This is a genomic window from Kluyvera intermedia, from assembly GCF_034424175.1.
GTDB classification, from domain to species: domain Bacteria; phylum Pseudomonadota; class Gammaproteobacteria; order Enterobacterales; family Enterobacteriaceae; genus Kluyvera; species Kluyvera intermedia.
Genome location: NZ_CP139986.1, coordinates 2,570,285 through 2,590,341 on the forward strand (window position 1 = coordinate 2,570,285; position 20,057 = coordinate 2,590,341).

Genomic DNA, 20,057 nt, shown 5'->3' on the forward strand with positions numbered 1-20,057 from the left:
GATAATAGGCCGCTTTTTTTGTTACAGGTCGAATGATGGCTGACTATTTATTGCTCTTTATCGGTACGGTTCTGGTAAACAACTTCGTTCTGGTGAAGTTCTTGGGGCTATGCCCTTTTATGGGCGTTTCCAAAAAACTGGAAACGGCCATGGGAATGGGCCTGGCAACGACATTTGTGATGACCCTCGCCTCTATTTGTGCCTGGCTTATCGATAACTGGATCCTTATCCCGCTGGATTTAATCTACCTGCGGACGCTGGCCTTTATCCTTGTCATCGCCGTGGTAGTACAGTTCACCGAAATGGTGGTGCGTAAAACCAGCCCGGCGCTGTACCGTCTGCTGGGAATTTTCCTGCCGCTGATTACCACCAACTGTGCCGTTTTGGGCGTAGCGCTGCTGAACATCAACCTTGGTCACAACTTCCTGCAATCGGCCCTGTATGGTTTCTCCGCCGCTGTCGGTTTCTCGCTGGTGATGGTGCTTTTCGCTTCTATCCGCGAACGTCTGGTTGTATCCAATGTGCCAGCGCCTTTTAAAGGAAATGCGATTGCCTTGATCACCGCAGGTTTAATGTCGTTGGCCTTTATGGGCTTTAGCGGGTTGGTGAAGTTGTAATGATGACCTTTTGGATTGCTGTCGCTGCAATCAGCCTGTTGGGGCTGATTTTTGGCGTCATTCTCGGATACGCCTCACGTCGATTTGCCGTTGAGGACGACCCGGTTGTCGAAAAAATTGATGAATTGTTACCGCAAAGCCAGTGTGGTCAATGCGGCTATCCGGGCTGTCGCCCCTACGCCGAAGCCGTCAGCAACGGCGAAAAAATTAACTGCTGCGCCCCTGGTGGCGAAGCGGTCATGCTCAAAATTGCCGAATTATTAAACGTTGATCCGCAACCCATCGGCGCAGATGAAGCCGCAGCGGAGCCGGTACGGATGCTGGCGGTGATTGATGAAGCCAACTGTATTGGTTGTACTAAATGCATTCAGGCCTGCCCTGTGGATGCCATTATTGGCGCAACACGCGCCATGCATACCGTCGTGAGCGACCTGTGTACTGGCTGTAACCTTTGCGTAGCGCCTTGCCCAACACAGTGCATCGACATGCGTCCGGTAGAAACGACCACCGACAGCTGGAAATGGGATTTGCAAACCATCCCGGTACGAATTATTCCTGTGGAACACCATGTTTAAGTTATTTTCCGCGTTCAGAAAAGACAAAGTCTGGGATTTCGACGGTGGGATTCATCCACCGGAAATGAAAACGCAGTCTAATGGCACGCCATTGCGTCAACTACCGCTCGCTCAACGTTTTGTTATTCCGCTGAAACAGCATATTGGTGCCGAAGGTGAACTCAACGTTCAGCCTGGCGATCGTGTACTCCGCGGCCAGCCGTTAACACGCGGTTGGGGAAAAATGCTGCCGGTTCATGCACCAACATCCGGTACCGTTACCGCCATTGCACCACACGCAACCGCTCACCCTTCCGCACTGCCAGAAATGAGCGTGATTATTGATGCGGATGGTGAAGACACTTGGATTACTCGCGAAGGCTGGGCCGATTATAAAAATCACAGCCGTGAAGCACTGATTGAGCGTATTCATCAGTTTGGCGTTGCCGGTTTAGGCGGCGCGGGTTTCCCGACCGGCGTAAAACTACGCGGCGGCGGCGACAAAATTGACACCTTGATTATCAACGCCGCCGAGTGTGAGCCGTATATCACCGCAGACGATCGTCTGATGCAGGACTGTGCGGCGCAAATCCTTGAAGGGATCCAAATCCTCGCGCATATCCTGCAACCTCAGCAGGTGCTGATTGGTATTGAGGATAATAAACCGCAGGCCATCTCGATGATGCGTGCGGTACTGGCAGGCTGCCATAATATTCACCTGCGCGTTATTCCAACGAAATATCCGTCCGGCGGCGCAAAACAGCTGACGCAAATACTTACCGGTAAACAGGTTCCGCATGGCGGACGTTCATCGGATATCGGCGTCCTCATGCAAAACGTGGGTACAGCTTATGCGGTGAAACGAGCAATCGTCGACGGCGAACCGCTAACCGAGCGCGTCGTCACCCTGACAGGCGAATCCATCGGCCAGCCGGGAAATGTCTGGGCGCGTCTTGGCACACCGGTACAGCACCTGTTAACGCAGGCTGATTTTTGTCCATCCAGTGAACAGATGGTGATTATGGGCGGTCCATTAATGGGCTTCACCCTGCCCTGGCTGTACGTACCGGTGGTTAAAATCACCAACTGTCTGCTGGCACCGTCACTATCAGAAATGGGCGAGCCTGAAGAGGAAAAAGGGTGCATTCGCTGTAGCGCCTGCGCCGATGCCTGCCCAGCCGATCTTCTGCCTCAGCAGTTGTACTGGTTTAGTAAAGGCCAACAGCACGACAAAGCCACGGCGCATAATCTCGCCGACTGCATTGAATGCGGCGCCTGCGCGTGGGTATGTCCAAGCAGCATTCCGCTGGTGCAGTATTTCCGCGAAGAGAAAGCCGAGATTCACGAAATTCGCCTCGAAGAACAGCGGGCAACTGAAGCCAAAGCGCGTTTCGAGGCTCGTCAACTGCGCCTTGAGCGTGAGAAAGCGGCGCGAGAAGAGCGGCATAAGAAGGCTGCGGTTCAACCTGCGGCGAAAGATCAAGATGCGATTCATGCCGCCCTGGCGCGCGTGAAGGATAAACAGCAGCAGGCGACACAGCCGATTGTCATTCAATCTGGCGCACGCCCGGATAACAGCGCGGTTGCCGCGGCGCGTGAGGCCCGCAAAGCCCAGGCTCGTGCCGCGCAGGCAGAAAAACAGCAACCGGCCGAAAGCGGTACTGATCCCCGTAAAGCGGCTGTCGAGGCCGCTATCGCTCGCGCTAAGGCGCGTAAAGCTGAACAGTCTTCGTCAGAGGTTGCGTCTACCGACGTGGAAACCATCGACCCGCGTAAAGCCGCCGTCGAAGCCGCTATCGCTCGCGCTAAAGCGCGTAAAGCAGAACAGTCTTCGCCAGAGGTTGCGTCTACCGACATGGAAACTATCGACCCGCGTAAAGCCGCCGTCGAAGCTGCTATCGCTCGCGCTAAAGCGCGTAAAGCTGAACAGTCTTCGTCAGAGGTCTCGCCAGTGGAAGTGGAAACCATCGACCCGCGCAAAGCCGCCGTCGAAGCCGCTATCGCTCGCGCTAAGGCACGTAAATCGGTACCGCAAGATATCAATGAACCTGCCGCCAACGACGCCCCACGCAAAGCGGCCGTCGCGGCGGCGATTGCCCGTGCTCAAGCCAGGAAAGCCGCTCAGGCCGTTAACGAGGATTAAATGGTTTTCAAAATCGCAAGTTCCCCTTACACCCACAACCACCGCCAAACTTCACGTATCATGATGTTGGTGGTGATTGCCGCCCTGCCAGGTATCCTGGTACAGAGCTGGTTTTTCGGCTGGGGAACCTTTATTCAGCTTATTCTGGCCATTGTGACCGCCTGTCTTGCCGAGTCTCTGGTGCTCCGCCTGCGTAAACAGAACGTCAGGCAGACGCTCGCGGATAATTCCGCCCTGCTGACCGGTTTGCTGCTGGCTATCAGTATTCCGCCGTTTGCCCCTTGGTGGATGGTGGTGCTCGGCACCGTTTTCGCGGTGATCATTGCGAAACAATTGTACGGCGGTTTGGGTCACAACCCATTCAACCCAGCGATGATTGGTTATGTCGTCTTGCTTATCTCTTTCCCGGTACAAATGACATCATGGCTGCCACCGCACGATATCGCCGCGACCACTCCGGGATTGATGGATGCGGTGCAAATGATTTTCACCGGCCACACCGCTGCGGGTCCGGACATGAATGCGCTGAAGCTAGGGATCGATGGCATCAGCCAGGCTACGCCGCTTGATACTTTTAAAACCTCGCGCCACGCCGGGCAGTCGGTCGACAATATTCTCAGCGCCAGTATCTACCACGGCGCACTGGCGGGAATCGGCTGGCAGTGGGTCAATATCGCCTATTTAGTTGGCGGACTGTTCCTGCTTTGGCAAAAAGCCATCCGCTGGCATATCCCCGTTAGCTTCCTGATAAGTCTTGCCGTGTGTTCAACGCTGGGTTGGCTGCTGCACCCGGAAAACGTCGCGTCACCACAGATGCATCTCTTGTCCGGCGCAACGATGCTCGGGGCGTTCTTTATTCTTACCGATCCCGTCACCGCCTCGACGACCAATCGCGGACGCCTGATTTTCGGCGCTCTGGCTGGCCTGCTGGTCTGGCTGATTCGTAGCTTTGGCGGCTATCCGGATGGCGTGGCATTTGCCGTTTTGCTGGCAAATATCACTGTGCCGCTGATTGATTACTACACGCGCCCACGCGCATACGGACACCGCTAAGGAGCGAGCATGCTACAAACCATGCGTAAACACGGTGTCACGCTGGCGCTGTTTGCCGCAGGCTCAACCGGGCTGACAGCGGCAATTAACCAGTTAACAAAGCACACCATCGACGAGCAGGCGGAAAAGCAACAAAATGCGCTGTTCCAGCAGGTTATCCCCGCTGACAGCTATAATAATGCACTGCTGAAAAGCTGTTTTGTGGTCAACGCCCCTGAGTTGGGTAAAGGCCCACACAAGGTATATATCGCCCGGATGGACGATAAACCCGTTGCCGCCGTACTGGAAGCCACCGCACCCGACGGCTACTCTGGTGCCATTCAGCTTTTGGTCGGTGCCGATTTCACTGGCACCGTGCTCGGAACCCGCGTGACCGAACACCATGAAACACCCGGTCTGGGTGATAAAATCGAACTTCGTTTGTCGGACTGGATAACCTTCTTTGCGGGTAAGAAAATTAGTGACGCAAATGATAGCCAGTGGGCAGTTAAAAAAGACGGCGGTCAGTTTGACCAGTTTACGGGCGCCACAATTACCCCGCGCGCGGTGGTTAACGCCGTTAAGCGTGCCGGACTGTATGCCGAAACGTTGCCAAATCAACTTTCACAACTGCAAGCCTGTGGAGAGTAAATCATGAGCGAGGTAAAAGAGGTTATTGTCCAGGGACTCTGGAAAAATAACTCGGCGCTGGTACAGCTGTTAGGGATGTGCCCGCTATTAGCGGTAACCTCCACCGCCACCAACGCCCTGGGGCTAGGATTGGCCACCACGCTGGTACTGACGCTAACCAACCTAGCAATCTCAAGTTTGCGCCGCTGGACACCTGCGGAGATCCGAATCCCGATTTACGTGATGATCATCGCCTCGGTGGTCAGCGCCGTACAGATGCTGATTAACGCTTACGCATTCGGGCTTTATCAATCACTTGGGATCTTTATTCCGCTTATCGTGACCAACTGCATCGTCGTCGGACGTGCTGAAGCGTTTGCCGCCCAAAAAGGCCCAGCGTTCTCAGCGCTGGACGGCTTTGCTATCGGCATGGGGGCAACCTGCACCATGTTCGTCCTGGGTTCTATCCGCGAATTATTAGGCAACGGAACGTTGTTCGATGGAGCCGACGGTTTACTCGGAAGTTGGGCGAAATCGCTGCGTATCGAACTTTTCCATACCGATACCCCGTTCCTGTTGGCGATGCTGCCACCGGGCGCTTTTATCGGCCTTGGCATGCTGCTGGCCATCAAGTATCTGATTGATGAACGCACGAAACAGCACCGTGCTCAGGCGGTGGCTGCGGAAAACGTCGGCGTTGATACGGCAGAGAAAGCGTAATGAATAAACAAAAACGTCTGGAAATTTTAACCCGTCTGCGTGATAACAATCCGCATCCCACGACGGAGCTAAATTTCACCTCTCCGTTTGAGCTGTTGATTGCCGTCCTGCTTTCAGCGCAAGCCACCGACGTAAGCGTCAATAAGGCGACGGCGAAACTCTATCCGGTGGCGAATACGCCACAGTCGATGCTGGATCTGGGCGTGGATGGGGTTAAAAATTACATCAAGACCATTGGCCTGTTTAACGGCAAGGCTGAGAACGTCATCAAAACCTGCCGCCTGTTGCTTGACCTGCATGGCGGTGAAGTACCAGAAGACCGTGCGGCACTGGAAGCACTTCCTGGCGTGGGCCGCAAAACCGCCAACGTGGTGCTTAATACCGCGTTCGGCTGGCCGACCATTGCCGTCGATACCCATATCTTCCGCGTTTGCAATCGCACAAATTTCGCCCCCGGCAAGAACGTCGAGCAGGTTGAAGAGAAGCTGCTGAAGGTGGTACCCGCTGAATTTAAGGTGGACTGTCACCATTGGCTGATTCTGCATGGACGCTACACCTGCATCGCACGTAAGCCTCGCTGCGGGTCATGCATTATCGAAGATCTTTGTGAATTCAAAGAGAAGGTCGACATATAGACTATGATTTGCGGTGTGGCAAGTCGCTCACCGCCACGCCATCAATGCTTAAGCCCTCTTAAATCCCATATAATTATTCAGTATTTGGCATTTATCACGCCTATATAACGTTTATATAGGTTAAACATGTCATCGCACGCGAAAATTTCTATACAATCGCTGACAAGATCATGAAAGTAACACAATGTTGCATTTATGTTTCTTTACGGTCAAATCACCGACACCATTACAATGAAACGCCACCACAGCACAAGATGATCATCCAGCAATTTTTCAGAATCCAGCCTATATCACTACATATAAGCGAGATTAGCAGAAGATATGGTTACAGCGCCCTTTTCGCCCCCATTTTTTAGAATAAAAAACCGTCAATTTTTAAAGCATGAAATTTAACGCTAAATAACAATTAGAATGCTGGTCGATTGTACCAGTCTTTTTATTTGTAACGGAGTATTACAAAGCACTTGTCTGAAAGCGCAGGATAGTGAACATTACTTCCCGTTTCCCTCCAGAATAACTATAAGGTGGATGCCAAAACGAGCACTCCACCCAGTACACCCCCCATTAAGATGGGATGTAAATAAGAGGTATATGTGTCTACTGCAAACAATAAACCAACAGAAAGCGTAAGTTTAAACGCCTTCAAACAACCTAAAGCGTTCTATCTCATCTTCTCTATCGAGTTATGGGAACGTTTTGGCTTCTACGGCCTGCAAGGCATTATGGCCGTTTACCTGGTTAAACAGCTGGGGATGTCTGAAGCAGATTCCATCACCCTGTTCTCTTCCTTCAGTGCATTAGTTTACGGCCTGGTCGCTATCGGCGGCTGGCTGGGCGATAAAGTGCTGGGTACGAAACGTGTGATTATGCTGGGTGCCGTTGTACTGGCAATCGGTTATGCGCTGGTCGCCTGGTCTGGTCACGACGCCGCTATCGTTTATATGGGTATGGCGACTATCGCCGTGGGTAACGGTCTGTTCAAAGCTAACCCGTCTTCCCTGCTCTCGACCTGCTATTCCAAAGACGACCCGCGTCTGGACGGTGCATTTACCATGTACTATATGTCCGTCAACATTGGTTCGTTCTTCTCTATGCTAGCAACACCATGGCTCGCCGCAAAATACGGCTGGAGCGTTGCGTTTGCGCTGAGCGTTGTAGGGATGTTGATTACCGTTGTGAACTTCGCTTTCTGCCAGCGTTGGGTTAAACAGTACGGTTCAAAACCTGACTTCGAGCCGATCAATTTCCGTAACCTGCTGCTGACCATCATCGGTGTCGTTATCCTGGTCGTTATCGCGACCTGGCTGCTGCACCACCAGGACGTCGCACGTATGGTTCTGGGCGTTATTGCCCTGGGTATCGTCTTTATCTTCGGTAAAGAAGCGTTTGCAATGCAGGGTGCGGCTCGTCGTAAGATGATTGTTGCCTTCATTCTGATGCTGGAAGCGATTATCTTCTTCGTGCTGTACAGCCAGATGCCAACATCGCTGAACTTCTTCGCCATTCGTAACGTTGAGCACTCTATCCTGGGTATCGCGTTCGAGCCTGAACAGTATCAGGCGCTGAACCCATTCTGGATTATCATCGGTAGCCCGATTTTAGCCGCAATCTACAACAAGATGGGCGACACGCTGCCAATGCCAACCAAGTTTGCTGCCGGTATGGTGTTGTGCTCCGGTGCATTCCTGGTGCTGCCGCTGGGCGCAAAATTCGCGACTGATGCAGGTATCGTCTCCGTGAACTGGCTTATCATCTGCTACGCTCTGCAGAGTATTGGTGAACTTATGATCTCCGGCTTGGGTCTGGCGATGGTGGCTCAATTGGTTCCACAGCGCCTGATGGGCTTCATCATGGGTAGCTGGTTCCTGACTACCGCAGGCGCAAACCTCATTGGTGGTTATGTCGCGGGTATGATGGCGGTACCGGAAAACGTCACCGATCCGGTGATGTCTCTGGAAGTCTATAGCCGCGTATTCATGCAGATTGGTGTCGCCACTGCCGTTGTCGCGGTGCTGATGTTGTTGACTGCACCAAAACTAAACCGCATGACGCAGGACGATCCTACACCTGCTGCGGACGGTAAAGCCGCCTCCGTGTAATGTCATCGGGAAACATAAATTTTTGGGCCGCTAACTTCTGTTAGCGGCTTTTTTTTTATTGGCGCAGGCACTAACATACGTTGATATCCCCCAGCCGCCCTTCTGCTGATGGACCACAAAAATAATCAAAGTCTGAAGGAGTTACCCATGAAATTGTTCTACAAACCCGGCGCGTGTTCCCTGGCATCGCACATCACCTTACGGGAAAGCGGAAAGGATTTTTCGCTGATTGGCGTCGACCTGATGCAAAAACGTATGGAAAACGGTGACGACTTTCTGAAGGTGAATCCGAAAGGCCAGGTTCCTGCACTGTTGCTGGACGATAACACGCTGCTGACCGAAGGCGTGGCTATCATGCAATATCTCGCGGATGGCGTAGCCGATCGTCAGTTGCTGGCACCGGTAGGCAGCATCAACCGCTATAAGACTCTTGAATGGCTGAATTTTATCGCCACCGAACTGCACAAAGGCTTTACGCCATTGTTCCGCCCGGACACGCCGGAAGAGTACAAACCCACGGTGCGGGCTCTTTTAGATAAGAAGCTGGCCTTTATTGATGAGTCTCTGGCAAACGCCGAGTGGATTAGCGGCTCACGCTTCACCATTGCGGATGCGTACCTGTTTACCGTGCTACGCTGGGCATTTGCTGTGAAGCTGGATATGGCGGGATATAAGCATATAGCGGACTATATGGCTCGTGTTGCAGCGCGTCCTGCCGTCGCGGCAGCTCTCGCGGCTGAAGGCCTGAAATAGCCGCAGATTCGTGATTCCCCGGCGTCGCTGCGCTCGGGCCCGGGCTACAATTTTATGTAGCCCGGGCAAGGTGTTTACGCCGCTCTCGGGGGTGGTTCGCCGCCTGTTCCGTCCGAGCGAATGCGACGACGGGAAGCGCAGGTTAATTATAACAATGTTGCGCTAAATACATGCACCGGCTTCGCAATACGATCCTGTGCGGCAACGACCTGCAACTCGTACTCGCCCATCTCTTTTGTCGTGACCATAATTTCGTAAACCGCAGCGGTCACATGCTCTAGCGCATCACGTAGGGTCGCGCCTTGCAGCAGCTTCACCAACAACAAACCGCTAGTCACATCGCCCACACCAACCGGATGTCGTGCGCCAAAATCAATCAGCGGGCGGCTGATATGCCAGGCTTCATCGGCCGTCACCAACAGCATTTCAAAACGGTCCAGGCTATAACCCGCACGCGCCAGATGTTTAACCAACACAATTTCCGGGCCAAGCGCAATAAGTTCGCGGGCAGCGTCAACGGCACCCGCCACATCGTTAATCTGGCGGTCAGAGAGCATTTCCAGCTCAATCAGATTCGGGGCAATAATGTCGCTTGCCGGCAGCGCATAGCGCTTGTGAAATTCCGCTACGCCTGGAGCAACGATACAGCCCTTTTCCGGATGACCCATGACCGGATCGCAGAAATACTTCGCCTGTGGGTTCGCCGCTTTCACCTGACGAACAATACCGAGAATATGCTCACCCTGTTCAGCCGAGCCCAGATAACCACTCAGTACGGCGCTACAACGCGATAACTGGTCTATTTCCGCAATACCCTGTACGATCTCCGTCAGGTGCGCTGGCGGCATCACACAACCCGTCCACTTCCCGTACTGCGTATGATTTGAGAATTGTACGGTATTTAAGGGCCAAACATTCGCGCCAAGACGACGCATAGGAAACTCAGCGGCACTGTTGCCCGCATGACCGAAAACAACGTGGGATTGAATGGCGAGGATATTGTTCATTCGTTCTACTCAGACGACAAAAAAGAAGGGGGCGTAGTTTCCCACGCCCCCCTGTTTTGGAAGATTACTTCCAGCAGATCAAACAGTAATTTTTCTTACCACGACGAAGCAACGTGTAGCGACCGAACAGAATGTCATTCTCGTTAAAGACGTATTCTGGGTCAGCTTGCTTTTCGCCGTTGATGGTCACCGCGTTAGACGCGATAGTTTTGCGTGCCTGACCACGGGATGGCTGAAGCTCGGAGTCCACCAGCGCCTGCATCAGATCAGCACCTTTTTCCATCTCAACCATTGGCACACCATCTTGCGCCAGCTGTTCGAAGTCCGCTTCGCTAAGTGCGTTAAGAGAACCACTAAACAGGCTGTCGGTAATGCGTTTTGCCGCCACCAGACCTTCTTCACCGTGCACCAGACGGGTCACCGTTTCAGCCAGAACATACTGGGCGCGAGGCGCTTTGCCGCTAGTTTTGTCTTCTTCTTCCAGTGCATTGATCTCGGCAATGTCCATAAAGGTGAAGAACTTCAGGAAGCGGTAAACATCAGCGTCAGCGGTGTTAATCCAGAACTGGTAGAATTTGTACGGGCTGGTTTTCTTCGGATCGAGCCACACCGCGCCACCTTCAGTTTTACCGAATTTGGTGCCGTCAGCTTTGGTGATCAGCGGAACGGTCAGACCGAAGACCTGGTTTTGATGCAGGCGACGGGTCAGGTCGATACCTGAGGTGATGTTGCCCCACTGGTCAGAACCGCCAATCTGCAGCGCCACGCCGTGCAGCTCGTTCAGGCAAGCAAAATCATAACCCTGTAACAGGTTGTAGGAAAACTCGGTAAATGAGATCCCCTGATCATCACGGTTCAAACGCTGCTTCACCGCTTCTTTGTTGATCATCTGGTTAACAGAGAAATGCTTGCCGATATCACGCAGGAAAGTCAGCACATTCATGCCGCCAAACCAGTCATAGTTATTCGCGGCAATGGCCGAGTTGTCGCCACAGTCGAAGTCGAGGAACGGTGCAACCTGTTTACGGATTTTTGCGACCCATTCCTGCACGGTATCTTCGGTGTTCAGTTTACGCTCGGCGGCTTTAAAGCTAGGGTCGCCAATCAGACCCGTTGCACCGCCAACCAGTGCCACAGGTTTATGCCCTGCCTCCTGGAAGCGTTTCAGGCATAACAAAGGAACAAGATGCCCCAAATGCAAGCTGTCAGCGGTAGGATCGAAGCCGCAATAGAGCGCGATCGGGCCTTGCGCCAGTCTCTCTGCTAACGCTACCTCGTCCGTTACCTGGGCGACTAGCCCCCGCTCTTGCAGTTGTTTAATCAAGTTACTGCTTGCCATCAAATTCTCCATCTCTATCCGACTGCACCTTTGCCGGTACACGACTTTTCGCCAGACGCGAAAGCTATATAGAATAAAGCGCTGGCGCACTCAGCGCTAGCGCTTAAAACAACAAATTTAGTCCTTTATGGCGCCAGTCGGTCGATTTTCCAGGCGTCGGCTTCACGTTGGTACAAAAAACGATCGTGTAGACGGTGTTCACCGCCCTGCCAGAATTCCATCTGTTCCACGGTGACGCGAAAACCGCCCCAGAAACTCGGCAGCGGCACATCACCTTGCTGGAATTTCTGTTTCAGTTCGAGGAATTTGCTTTCGAGGATCCCACGGGCAGAAATGCGGCTGGATTGTTTGGAAACCCAGGCACCGATCTGGCTGTCGCGAGGACGGCTGTGGAAATATTTCATCACTTCAAGGGTCGAAAGACGTTCTGCTTTACCAATCACCATCACCTGCCTGTCCAGCATATGCCAGGGAAACAGCAGGCTGATTTGCGGATTTTGTTCAAGCTGATGCGCCTTGCGGCTACCGAGGTTGGTGTAGAACACCAAACCTTTCTCATCATAATGTTTGAGCAAGACAATACGCTGGTATGGCTGACCGTTTTCATCAACCGTGGCCACAACCATTGCCGTTGGGTCAGCTAATCTAGCTTCACAGGCTTGGGCAAGCCAGCGTTCAAAAAGCGGCAGAGGTTCGGCGGGAAGATCGTGGCGACGCAGGCCGCCACGGGTGTACTCTCGGCGCAGATGCGCGATTTGCTGCAGATCGTCGTTATCAGACATGGCGTTTTTGAAGGTAGTCAGTAGGTGGCGTTATTGTGCGCCGCCCGTGTGAAAATCTCAACGCTTAGGGTTTTGTAACTGACAGTTATTCAAAACAATATGGTCGCGTTTGTAGACGGTGGCCTCATTGCCTTTCGACCAAAATACATAGATGCCATCGGTATAGCGTGCGCCGGAAGCGGAAACACCCTGAATCAGATTCAGCTGTTTATTATCATAAATAAAGCCCACCTGCTGGCGAGGATTATTCAAATGTACCGTCAGGGGCTTTTCTTCACACTGATACTCGAGGGTATCGGTTTGCATACGTTCCATAAACTGGTTGTAGGTGCTACACCCGGCCAGCATCAAAGGGACTACAGCGATCAGTATTTTTTTCATTTTTTGGGCCTTACGACTTTCCAGGTCATGGAGCTATTTCACACTCCTCTTTTGGTTAAGTCTACAGGCCCGCTGTAAAAGATGATTTCAGTTAACTCTTATTATTCTGAGGGTTTGCCGGGAAAATGGCACCCAGTACGCTGGCTTCCGATGCCCCTGTCACTGACGGTAAATTACCCGGTAATCCGGCCACGGTTCGCCACGCCAGCCAGGCAAAGGCGAGTGCTTCCATGTCGTCACCGCTAATACCGTATTCGTCGGTCGCTGCCACTTCTGTGCCCGCTAACAACCCGGCAAGACGCGCCATCACCAATGGATTACGGCTTCCGCCTCCGCACACCAGAAGACGATCGCAGCCGCCGCTCAACATCACCTGCTCGCTGATAGTCACTGCCGTCAACTCTGTTAAAGTGGTCTGCACATCTTGCGGACGCAGCCCCGGATAACGGGTAAGGAACTGTGCCAGCCAGGCATAATTAAAGTATTCACGTCCGGTACTTTTTGGCGCGGGTGCCGCAAAATAGGGGTCACTCAGCATATCCTGTAATAACGGCAGGATAACCTTACCGTCGTTTGCCCACTCGGCATCTTTATCATACGGCTTACCGAGGTTTCGCCAGATCCAGGCATCCATCAGCATATTACCAGGGCCTGTATCGAACCCGCGTACCGGCTGACCGGGCACCAATAATGAGAGGTTAGCGATGCCACCAATATTGAGGATCATCCGCCGCTCGATAGGGTGCATGAGCAATGCCTGATGAAATGCCGGAACCAGCGGTGCGCCCTGCCCGCCAAGCGCCATATCGCGACGACGGAAATCACCGACCACGCTAACGCCAGTCCGCGCGGCAATAATATTGTTGTCGCCAATTTGCATCGTATGCGGTGCATCACCTTTCGGCTCATGCCAGACGGTTTGTCCGTGACAGCCAATCGCTACAATATCCTGCGCCTTGAGATGTTCCCGTTCCATTAACGCAAGAATGGCATCGGCAAATAGGTTACCCAGTCGATTATCCAGTTGCCCGAGCTGTGAGAGTGTGAGCGGTTGTCCCTGACAGATAGCCAGTACGGCCTCTTTAAGCGCTATAGGAATGGGCCAGGACATGCTGGCGAGCTGCGCGACGCGGCTTTCATCTATCGCGGCAAGCACCACATCCACACCGTCAAGGCTGGTTCCCGACATGACGCCAATGTATCGCCCGGATTTCATACGCTGTCCTTAGTCAACTATGCAAAGTCAACACTCCAACATAAAGCGACATGTAATGCCATTGACTAATAATATTTTTTAACAACAAGGCTGACATTTGGACCAATGCCCCAGGAGAGTTGATGACACGTTTAGCGTTGGTTAAGCCTGCATAGATTATTCTCGTTAATAATAAATGCGGAGTATATGACCGCTTCGACCAAATACCATATAATTGTTCAGTATGGATGCTCATAAGAGCAATTCTCGTGAACTGGAGATTCATAATGATGTTACGTGTATTGGCTGTTTCAATGATTGGTTTATCCCTGGCCGGGTGTGCCGGCAACAGCGGCCTGTCTGGCGATGTTTACTCGGCATCCGAGGCGAAACAGGTCCAGAACGTGACCTACGGTACAATCGTCCATGTACGTCCTGTTCAGATTCAGGGCGGCGATGAAAGTAACGTGATTGGTGCTATTGGCGGTGCGGTACTGGGTGGCTTCCTCGGGAATACCGTCGGTGGTGGCACCGGTCGTTCACTGGCAACCGCTGCAGGTGCTGTAGCTGGCGGCGTAGCTGGTCAAGGCGTTCAGGGTGCGATGAACAAGACCCAGGGTGTTGAGCTGGAAATCCGCAAAGATGACGGTAACACCATCATGGTTGTGCAGAAACAGGGGGATACCCGTTTCTCTGCTGGCCAACGCGTCGTCATGGCAAGCAACGGCCGCCAGGTTACCGTTTCACCACGTTAAAATTTACTGAATACGTGGCCTTTTTGGCCACGTATTCTCGCCTTCACTCCCATCACTCTCCTCTTATTTTAATATTCACCACATGAATATAATATTGGCATTTGGCTAATCTATTATTTGCGCCCGGACAATATTTCTTTACGACTAATCAAGTAAACTAAAGCCATAGAGGGCCAGGAAGCCCAGAATTGAAGCGTTTAGCGTAAAAGGACACATCTATGCTTTTAAAATTCCCATTACAACGATTTTTGATTTATCTGACCATTACGCTTATTGGTACATTGTTACTCAATCATTTTTCTAATGTCGTCATCAAACATGTTCCGGCTATTGCGCCTATTCTATTTCCAACGCTGACTATTTTTCTGATGGTCTTTCATACCATGATCGCCGTCTTTATGGTCATGAAATATTCCTGTGACAAAAGCCGTCTGTATCTGGTGCCGATAGCGCTGGCCTTCGCCTCTTCAGCCTTGCTCATGCTTGGTACGTTAAAAAGCTATCCTGACTGGTTTTTATGCGGTGGCTTAAATATCACCAATTATAATGACGCGCTGATATTTTTCTCATTCCGTAATATCCTGATGGCGGTCCTTTTTATTACTTCGGTTATTCTGTATGCCTTTAAAACAAAATCCATGCATACTCGAAAAATCCATTTTATAATCATTAGTGCCATTATCCTATTTAGTCTCTCAACTATGTGGCTAGCTTGGCTATACTCGAGTAACAATCCCCTATTAAGCGTAGACTTCATTGATAATAATACCTTTAAATATTCTAATATTTGGATAACGGTTATCAACTGGTCCTTAATTGGCATATGGATACTGGCGCTGCTGATCATTTTAGTTATCACGCAATTACGCAATATCTTTTGGTATAGCGGGGCTTTCTTTTGCTCCTGCTATATATTTACGCTATTCGTGCTGATGACAGGCCAGGACACCGCCAGCTACAGCTGGTATCAGGCTCGCCTGTTTGAAACCATTTCAACACTGTTCCTTATCTTTGTTCTGTTCTGTGATGTGTTCACACTGTACCGTCAGTCCAACACCAAATACCTGAACTCATACCAAAATTCTATCCGTGATCCATTAACACGACTGTACAATCGTAGCTATTTCTATGACTCATTCACCGCTTTGCAGCCGTCTATTGCGAACGGTCATCCGGTTTCGGTTATCGTCAGCGATCTTGACCATTTTAAGCGTATCAACGATAAGTACGGGCACCTACAGGGCGATAAGGTGATTCAGTTTGTCGCCAAAGTGCTCCAGGATTCCGTCCGTCAGAACGACATTGCCGCACGCATTGGTGGGGAAGAATTTGCGCTTCTGCTGGTGAACACCTCGGCTGATGTCGCACAGTCTGTGGCTGAACGTATCCGACTGGCAATTAGCCAGCACGATACTGAGAGCAGCCAAAGTCGGTTACCGGAGTCAATAACCATCAGTATGGGTGTGTTTACCGCAATTGATCTGTCGATACCGGTTGAAGAGTGTGTACGCCGAGCGGATGAAGCAATGTACCGCGCGAAAGCAGCAGGTCGAAACCGGGTCGTTATCTGGGAATAAGAAATAAAAAAACCCGCGAACTTCGCGGGTTTTTTGGGGTTATCAATCGCGTGATTGTAACTCGATGATGTTTTGTTCCAGTTTACGGATAAGCGAGGTCAACAGCCCCAACTCCTCAGCAGAAATGCCCGCCAGGATATCACCACGCGTGTGGCTAATCACCGCTTCCATCTCTTGAATCAGGGGCTCCGCTTTCTCCGTTAACTTAATACGTTTGGCACGACGGTCATTCGCACAGGTCTGGCGAGAAATCAGGCCCTTCTCTTCCAATTGGTCCAATGTACGAACCAGTGACGGCTGCTCAATGCCGATCGCTTTAGCCAGTTGGATTTGCGATTGATCGGGTGGTAGCTGATGAATATTATGCAGCGTCACCCAGTGCGTTTGCGTCAGTTCCAGAGGTTTTAGGCGATGGTCAATCAGAGCACGCCAAATGCGCACCAACCGTGCCAGATCAGAACCTAATGGCGATTCCAATTTCATCTCCTTATAATTAGCTTGCTAAGTTATTATGCTGATTTTAGAATAGTGTGCAGTATTTAAATTAGCAAAACAAATGAATTGCCACGTGCACGTAAAACCGCTTCATGGATTACACTGTTACAAATGATGTTTATTTATTTCAAAACAAGACACCATGGCGAACTATAACGTCATAATTGCAAAGGATTTTTGCTTGTGAAGTCGAATTTCTACATTCCCGGACTGCCGCTACAAGATCTCGTCGTGGGCGCATCAATTTATTTTCCACCTCTATTCAAAGCAGTCCTTCTCGGCTTCTTGTTATGGTTGCTTATCCACCGAATCTTGCGTGACTGGATGTATGCCGGTGATATCTGGCATCCGCTGTTAATGGATCTCTCCTTTTTTGCCCTTTCCGTCTGCCTTGCGCTGATGATTCTGGTCTGGTGGTAACGTCATTCAATGAAAAAGCTTAAATATTTCTCCACGCTGTTAATTGCTGCCATCGCGATCCTCGCAGTTTGGTTCGTCTGGAACTACTACATGCAGTCGCCGTGGACCCGTGACGGTAAAATTCGCGCCGAGCAGGTCGATGTTACACCGCAGGTTTCCGGCAGCATCCTCAGTCTCAACGTCAAAGATAACCAGTTCGTGAAAGCGGGTGAGACTTTGTTCACCATTGATCCCACGCCGTGGAAAATTGCGCTTATGAACGCCGACGCAAAACTGGCGAAAGCGCAGTCCGAACTGTCCCGGGCCAGCAATGAAGCCGCGCGTCGTCGCGGCCTGTCCGCGAATGCTATCTCCGCTGAAGATCGTGAGGCCTCCAGTATGGCGTTAAAAGTGGCTCTGGCTAACGCTGACGCAGCCAAAGCCGAGCGCGCGCACGCCCACTGGCAGCTTTCACAAACCGATGTCAAAGCACCCGTTGACGGCTGGGTGACCAACCTGACCACCCGCGTGGGCAACTACGCCGCCATGGGTCACCCGGTTTTCGCACTGATCGACAGCCATTCATTTTATGTCGTGGGATATTTTGAAGAAACCAAGCTGCGCCATATCCGCGAAGGGGATCGCGCGGATATTGTGTTATACAGCGACAACAAAAAGTTACAGGGTCACGTATCCAGTATTGGTCGGGCAATCCACGACCAAAGCCTGACGGCTGACGGTTCGTTAGTGGCCGATATCAAACCCACCATTCCCTGGGTTCGTCTGGCGCAGCGCGTTCCTGTGCGTATTCAGTTTAAATCCGTTCCGGCAGACACGTTGTTGGTTGCCGGTACGACCTGCACTGTGTCTATCGTCGGTAAAACACAATGATCTCTCCCGCATTGACGTGGGCCTCATTGCCTTGGGTCAAAGCAACGTCTCCGCAGTGGCGCTATGCGCTGCGTAATACTATCGCCATGTGCCTGGCACTGAGCATCGCCTACTGGCTGGATCTTGATGAGCCCTACTGGGCGATGACCTCGGCAGCGGTCGTCAGTTTTCCCACCGTAGGCGGCGTTATCAGTAAAAGCCTCGGCCGCATTGCCGGGAGCTTATTGGGCGCCGGCGCCGCAATTCTTATTGCCGGACACACCTTAACCGACCCTTGGTTTTTTCTGTTCGCGATGTCGGGTTGGCTGGCCTTCTGCACCTGGGCCTGCGCGATGTACACCAACAACGTCGCCTATGCATTTCAGTTAGCGGGCTACACATGCGCTATCATCGCCTTCCCAATTATCAATGTGGTCGACGCCACTAAGCTTTGGGAAATTGCCCAAGCGCGCGTTTGCGAAGTCATTGTCGGCATTCTGTGCGGTGGGTTGATGATGATGATCCTGCCCAGCACCTCTGACGGCAGCACCCTACTAACGGCACTGAAAAATATGCACGCCCGCCTGCTGGAGCACGCCAGCATGCTGTGGCAACCGGTCACGACCGACGCTATTCGTTCAGCACATCAGAGCGTTATCAGCCAGATTCTGACCATGAACCTACTACGCATTCAGGCGTTCTGGAGCCACTATCGGCTTCGCCGACAGAATACGCTGCTCAACTACCTGCTTCATCAGCAGCTACGCCTGACCAGCGTTATCTCCAGCCTCCGCCGTCTGATGATGAACTGGCCCGACGCGCCACCCACAATTCGTCCGGTGCTCGAACAATTACTGCAGGCGCTGGCGCAGCCCAACTGTGATGCCTATACGGTCGCCCGTATCATTGCGCCACTGGCTCCCACGGATCCGCAAAACTACCGCCACCACGCCTTCTGGCACCGTCTGCGCTACTTCTGCCGACTGTATCTCACCACCAGCCACTGGCTGCATCGGCTGGAAAACGCCTCTGTGGTTACCGAATTTTCCGTTCCTGCGGCTCCCGCGCTGATGCGACACACGGATCATGCAGAAGCCGCCTGGAGCGGTATCCGAACGTTCTTTGCTTTAGTTAGCGTTGGCGCTTTAAGTATTAGCACCCAATGGGAATCAGCCGCGGCGGCATTAACGCTGGCGGCAATCTGCTGCGTGTTGTACTCCAACGTACCGTCCCCCTACAGTTCATTAACCTTATTGCTTCGCACGTTGGTACTGCTCTCCATTTTCAGCTTTGGCGTCAAATTTGGTCTGATGGTGCAGATAAGCGACCTGTGGCAATTTATGCTGTTCTTGTTCCCGCTACTGTTGACGATGCAGTTGCTGAAGCTACAAATCCCTAAACAAGCCAGGCTGTGGGGATCGCTCATTGTCTTTATGGGGTCGTTTATCGCCGTCACCAATCCGCCAGTCTATAACTTTGCCGATTTTCTCAATGATAATCTGGCGAAAATTATCGGCGTCGGACTGGCCTGGCTGGCTTTTGCCGTGCTAACACCGGGTTCAGATGCACGTAAGAGTCGTCGGCATATCAGAGCGTTACGGCGTCACTTTGTTGACCAGTTGAGTCGCCATCCCGACAACAGCGAGCATGACTTTGAATCCCTCGTTTATCATCATGTTAGCCAATTAAGCAGCAGCCAGGATGAACCGGCGCGCCGCTGGTTATTACGCTGGGGAGTCGTGTTGCTGAACTGTTCGCACGTGGTGTGGCAATTACGCAGTTGGGAAGCACGCTCGGATCCGCTTTCGCAGGTACGTGATATGTCTATTAGTCTGCTGCGGGATGTGATGAGTGAACGTGGGGTGCAACAACGTCCATTGGCTGCCACTTTGCAGGAATTACAGCGAATTTGCGACTCACTCTCGCACCACCATCAACCGGCTGCCCGTGAGCTGGCTTCGATTCTGTGGCGGCTTTACTGTTCACTTTCGCAGCTTGAAACGGCGCCGACGCCCGGTACGCTAACCGAGCAAACAGCGTAAGAGAAGAGAGGCAGGCGAGGATAACCGTCTGC

At 52.1% G+C, this 20,057-nt stretch carries 20 protein-coding genes; 14 read left to right on the top strand and 6 right to left on the bottom strand.

Annotated features, from left to right (window positions below):
* Positions 1-35: 35 nt before the first annotated feature.
* From rsxA to gstA, 9 genes are all read left to right on the top strand, one after another.
* Positions 36-617: an electron transport complex subunit RsxA gene (gene rsxA / locus U0026_RS12405; protein WP_062776827.1), complete on the top strand. Its 582-nt coding sequence runs from the start codon at positions 36-38 to the stop codon at positions 615-617.
* Entirely contained in the window at positions 617-1,192 is a 576-nt protein-coding gene (gene rsxB / locus U0026_RS12410) for an electron transport complex subunit RsxB (protein WP_062776825.1), read from the top strand. The genes rsxA and rsxB overlap by 1 nt, the downstream gene beginning before the upstream one ends.
* Entirely contained in the window at positions 1,185-3,314 is a 2,130-nt protein-coding gene (rsxC, locus tag U0026_RS12415) for an electron transport complex subunit RsxC (RefSeq protein WP_062776823.1), read from the top strand. The genes rsxB and rsxC overlap by 8 nt, the downstream gene beginning before the upstream one ends.
* Positions 3,315-4,367 (top strand): electron transport complex subunit RsxD, encoded by a 1,053-nt coding sequence (gene rsxD / locus U0026_RS12420; protein WP_062776821.1) that lies wholly within the window; start codon positions 3,315-3,317, stop codon positions 4,365-4,367.
* A gap of 9 nt (positions 4,368-4,376) precedes the next feature.
* On the top strand, positions 4,377-4,997 hold the full coding sequence (gene rsxG / locus U0026_RS12425; protein ID WP_062776819.1) for an electron transport complex subunit RsxG: 621 nt from the start codon (positions 4,377-4,379) through the stop codon (positions 4,995-4,997).
* A 3-nt stretch (positions 4,998-5,000) separates the two neighbouring features.
* Positions 5,001-5,696, top strand: coding sequence for an electron transport complex subunit E (locus tag U0026_RS12430; RefSeq protein ID WP_062776817.1), 696 nt, complete (start codon positions 5,001-5,003; stop codon positions 5,694-5,696).
* Entirely contained in the window at positions 5,696-6,331 is a 636-nt protein-coding gene (gene nth / locus U0026_RS12435; protein ID WP_062776815.1) for an endonuclease III, read from the top strand. Before U0026_RS12430 ends, nth begins: the two co-directional genes overlap by 1 nt.
* 593 nt (positions 6,332-6,924) lie before the next feature.
* Positions 6,925-8,430 (top strand): dipeptide/tripeptide permease DtpA, encoded by a 1,506-nt coding sequence (gene dtpA, locus U0026_RS12440; RefSeq protein ID WP_062776813.1) that lies wholly within the window; start codon positions 6,925-6,927, stop codon positions 8,428-8,430.
* 147 nt (positions 8,431-8,577) lie between these two features.
* Positions 8,578-9,183 carry a glutathione transferase GstA gene (gene gstA / locus U0026_RS12445; protein ID WP_062776811.1) on the top strand — a complete coding sequence of 202 codons (606 nt, stop codon included), beginning with the start codon at positions 8,578-8,580 and terminating at the stop codon, positions 9,181-9,183.
* Between the two features lie 146 nt (positions 9,184-9,329).
* Here gstA and pdxY read toward each other — a convergent pair whose 3' ends face one another.
* The 5 genes from pdxY to anmK form a co-directional block, all read right to left on the bottom strand.
* Complete coding sequence (pdxY, locus tag U0026_RS12450; RefSeq protein WP_062776809.1) at positions 9,330-10,190, bottom strand: pyridoxal kinase PdxY; 861 nt, start codon at positions 10,188-10,190, stop codon at positions 9,330-9,332.
* Positions 10,191-10,254: 64 nt separating this feature from the next.
* Positions 10,255-11,529 carry a tyrosine--tRNA ligase gene (gene tyrS, locus U0026_RS12455; RefSeq protein WP_062776807.1) on the bottom strand — a complete coding sequence of 425 codons (1,275 nt, stop codon included), beginning with the start codon at positions 11,527-11,529 and terminating at the stop codon, positions 10,255-10,257.
* A 125-nt stretch (positions 11,530-11,654) separates the two neighbouring features.
* Positions 11,655-12,311 (bottom strand): pyridoxamine 5'-phosphate oxidase, encoded by a 657-nt coding sequence (gene pdxH / locus U0026_RS12460; protein WP_062776805.1) that lies wholly within the window; start codon positions 12,309-12,311, stop codon positions 11,655-11,657.
* A 57-nt stretch (positions 12,312-12,368) separates the two neighbouring features.
* Positions 12,369-12,692: a C-type lysozyme inhibitor gene (gene mliC / locus U0026_RS12465; protein WP_062776803.1), complete on the bottom strand. Its 324-nt coding sequence runs from the start codon at positions 12,690-12,692 to the stop codon at positions 12,369-12,371.
* Between the two features lie 91 nt (positions 12,693-12,783).
* Positions 12,784-13,908 carry an anhydro-N-acetylmuramic acid kinase gene (gene anmK, locus U0026_RS12470; RefSeq protein WP_062776801.1) on the bottom strand — a complete coding sequence of 375 codons (1,125 nt, stop codon included), beginning with the start codon at positions 13,906-13,908 and terminating at the stop codon, positions 12,784-12,786.
* A 266-nt stretch (positions 13,909-14,174) separates the two neighbouring features.
* Here anmK and slyB point away from each other — a divergent pair, with 266 nt between their 5' ends.
* Together slyB and U0026_RS12480 are read left to right on the top strand one after the other, a co-directional pair.
* A complete protein-coding gene (slyB, locus tag U0026_RS12475) occupies positions 14,175-14,642 on the top strand; it encodes an outer membrane lipoprotein SlyB (protein WP_062776800.1) in 468 nt (155 codons plus the stop codon).
* A 218-nt stretch (positions 14,643-14,860) separates the two neighbouring features.
* Positions 14,861-16,219 (top strand): sensor domain-containing diguanylate cyclase, encoded by a 1,359-nt coding sequence (locus U0026_RS12480; RefSeq protein ID WP_062776798.1) that lies wholly within the window; start codon positions 14,861-14,863, stop codon positions 16,217-16,219.
* 42 nt (positions 16,220-16,261) lie between these two features.
* On the opposite strand, the gene slyA is transcribed toward U0026_RS12480, so the two are convergent.
* The gene (gene slyA / locus U0026_RS12485) at positions 16,262-16,702 is read right to left on the bottom strand and encodes a transcriptional regulator SlyA (protein WP_062776796.1); all 441 of its coding nucleotides are present in this window, start codon (positions 16,700-16,702) and stop codon (positions 16,262-16,264) included.
* 195 nt (positions 16,703-16,897) lie between these two features.
* Between slyA and U0026_RS12490 the strand changes: the two genes are divergently transcribed.
* From U0026_RS12490 to U0026_RS12500, 3 genes are read left to right on the top strand one after another with little or no spacing between them, the layout of a single operon-like run.
* Positions 16,898-17,134, top strand: a complete 237-nt coding sequence (locus U0026_RS12490) for a DUF1656 domain-containing protein (protein WP_062776794.1) — start codon at positions 16,898-16,900, stop codon at positions 17,132-17,134.
* Between the two features lie 9 nt (positions 17,135-17,143).
* On the top strand, positions 17,144-18,004 hold the full coding sequence (locus U0026_RS12495; protein WP_062776792.1) for an efflux RND transporter periplasmic adaptor subunit: 861 nt from the start codon (positions 17,144-17,146) through the stop codon (positions 18,002-18,004).
* Positions 18,001-20,025, top strand: coding sequence for an FUSC family protein (locus U0026_RS12500; RefSeq protein WP_062776790.1), 2,025 nt, complete (start codon positions 18,001-18,003; stop codon positions 20,023-20,025). Before U0026_RS12495 ends, U0026_RS12500 begins: the two co-directional genes overlap by 4 nt.
* The last annotated feature ends 32 nt before the right edge of the window (positions 20,026-20,057 follow it).

Bases quoted from the DNA above. Each gene is read 5' to 3' on its own strand.
- pdxH (WP_062776805.1), bottom strand. From the start codon at position 12,311: ATGTCTGATAACGACGATCTGCAGCAAATCGCGCATCTGCGCCGAGAG.
- slyB (WP_062776800.1), top strand. From the start codon at position 14,175: ATGATGTTACGTGTATTGGCTGTTTCAATGATTGGTTTATCCCTGGCC.
- mliC (WP_062776803.1), bottom strand. From the start codon at position 12,692: ATGAAAAAAATACTGATCGCTGTAGTCCCTTTGATGCTGGCCGGGTGT.
- slyA (WP_062776796.1), bottom strand. From the start codon at position 16,702: ATGAAATTGGAATCGCCATTAGGTTCTGATCTGGCACGGTTGGTGCGC.
- U0026_RS12495 (WP_062776792.1), top strand. From the start codon at position 17,144: ATGAAAAAGCTTAAATATTTCTCCACGCTGTTAATTGCTGCCATCGCG.
- rsxA (WP_062776827.1), top strand. From the start codon at position 36: ATGGCTGACTATTTATTGCTCTTTATCGGTACGGTTCTGGTAAACAAC.
- nth (WP_062776815.1), top strand. From the start codon at position 5,696: ATGAATAAACAAAAACGTCTGGAAATTTTAACCCGTCTGCGTGATAAC.
- U0026_RS12480 (WP_062776798.1), top strand. From the start codon at position 14,861: ATGCTTTTAAAATTCCCATTACAACGATTTTTGATTTATCTGACCATT.
- rsxD (WP_062776821.1), top strand. From the start codon at position 3,315: ATGGTTTTCAAAATCGCAAGTTCCCCTTACACCCACAACCACCGCCAA.
- anmK (WP_062776801.1), bottom strand. From the start codon at position 13,908: ATGAAATCCGGGCGATACATTGGCGTCATGTCGGGAACCAGCCTTGAC.
- gstA (WP_062776811.1), top strand. From the start codon at position 8,578: ATGAAATTGTTCTACAAACCCGGCGCGTGTTCCCTGGCATCGCACATC.
- tyrS (WP_062776807.1), bottom strand. From the start codon at position 11,529: ATGGCAAGCAGTAACTTGATTAAACAACTGCAAGAGCGGGGGCTAGTC.
- rsxB (WP_062776825.1), top strand. From the start codon at position 617: ATGATGACCTTTTGGATTGCTGTCGCTGCAATCAGCCTGTTGGGGCTG.
- rsxG (WP_062776819.1), top strand. From the start codon at position 4,377: ATGCTACAAACCATGCGTAAACACGGTGTCACGCTGGCGCTGTTTGCC.
- U0026_RS12500 (WP_062776790.1), top strand. From the start codon at position 18,001: ATGATCTCTCCCGCATTGACGTGGGCCTCATTGCCTTGGGTCAAAGCA.
- U0026_RS12430 (WP_062776817.1), top strand. From the start codon at position 5,001: ATGAGCGAGGTAAAAGAGGTTATTGTCCAGGGACTCTGGAAAAATAAC.
- rsxC (WP_062776823.1), top strand. From the start codon at position 1,185: ATGTTTAAGTTATTTTCCGCGTTCAGAAAAGACAAAGTCTGGGATTTC.
- pdxY (WP_062776809.1), bottom strand. From the start codon at position 10,190: ATGAACAATATCCTCGCCATTCAATCCCACGTTGTTTTCGGTCATGCG.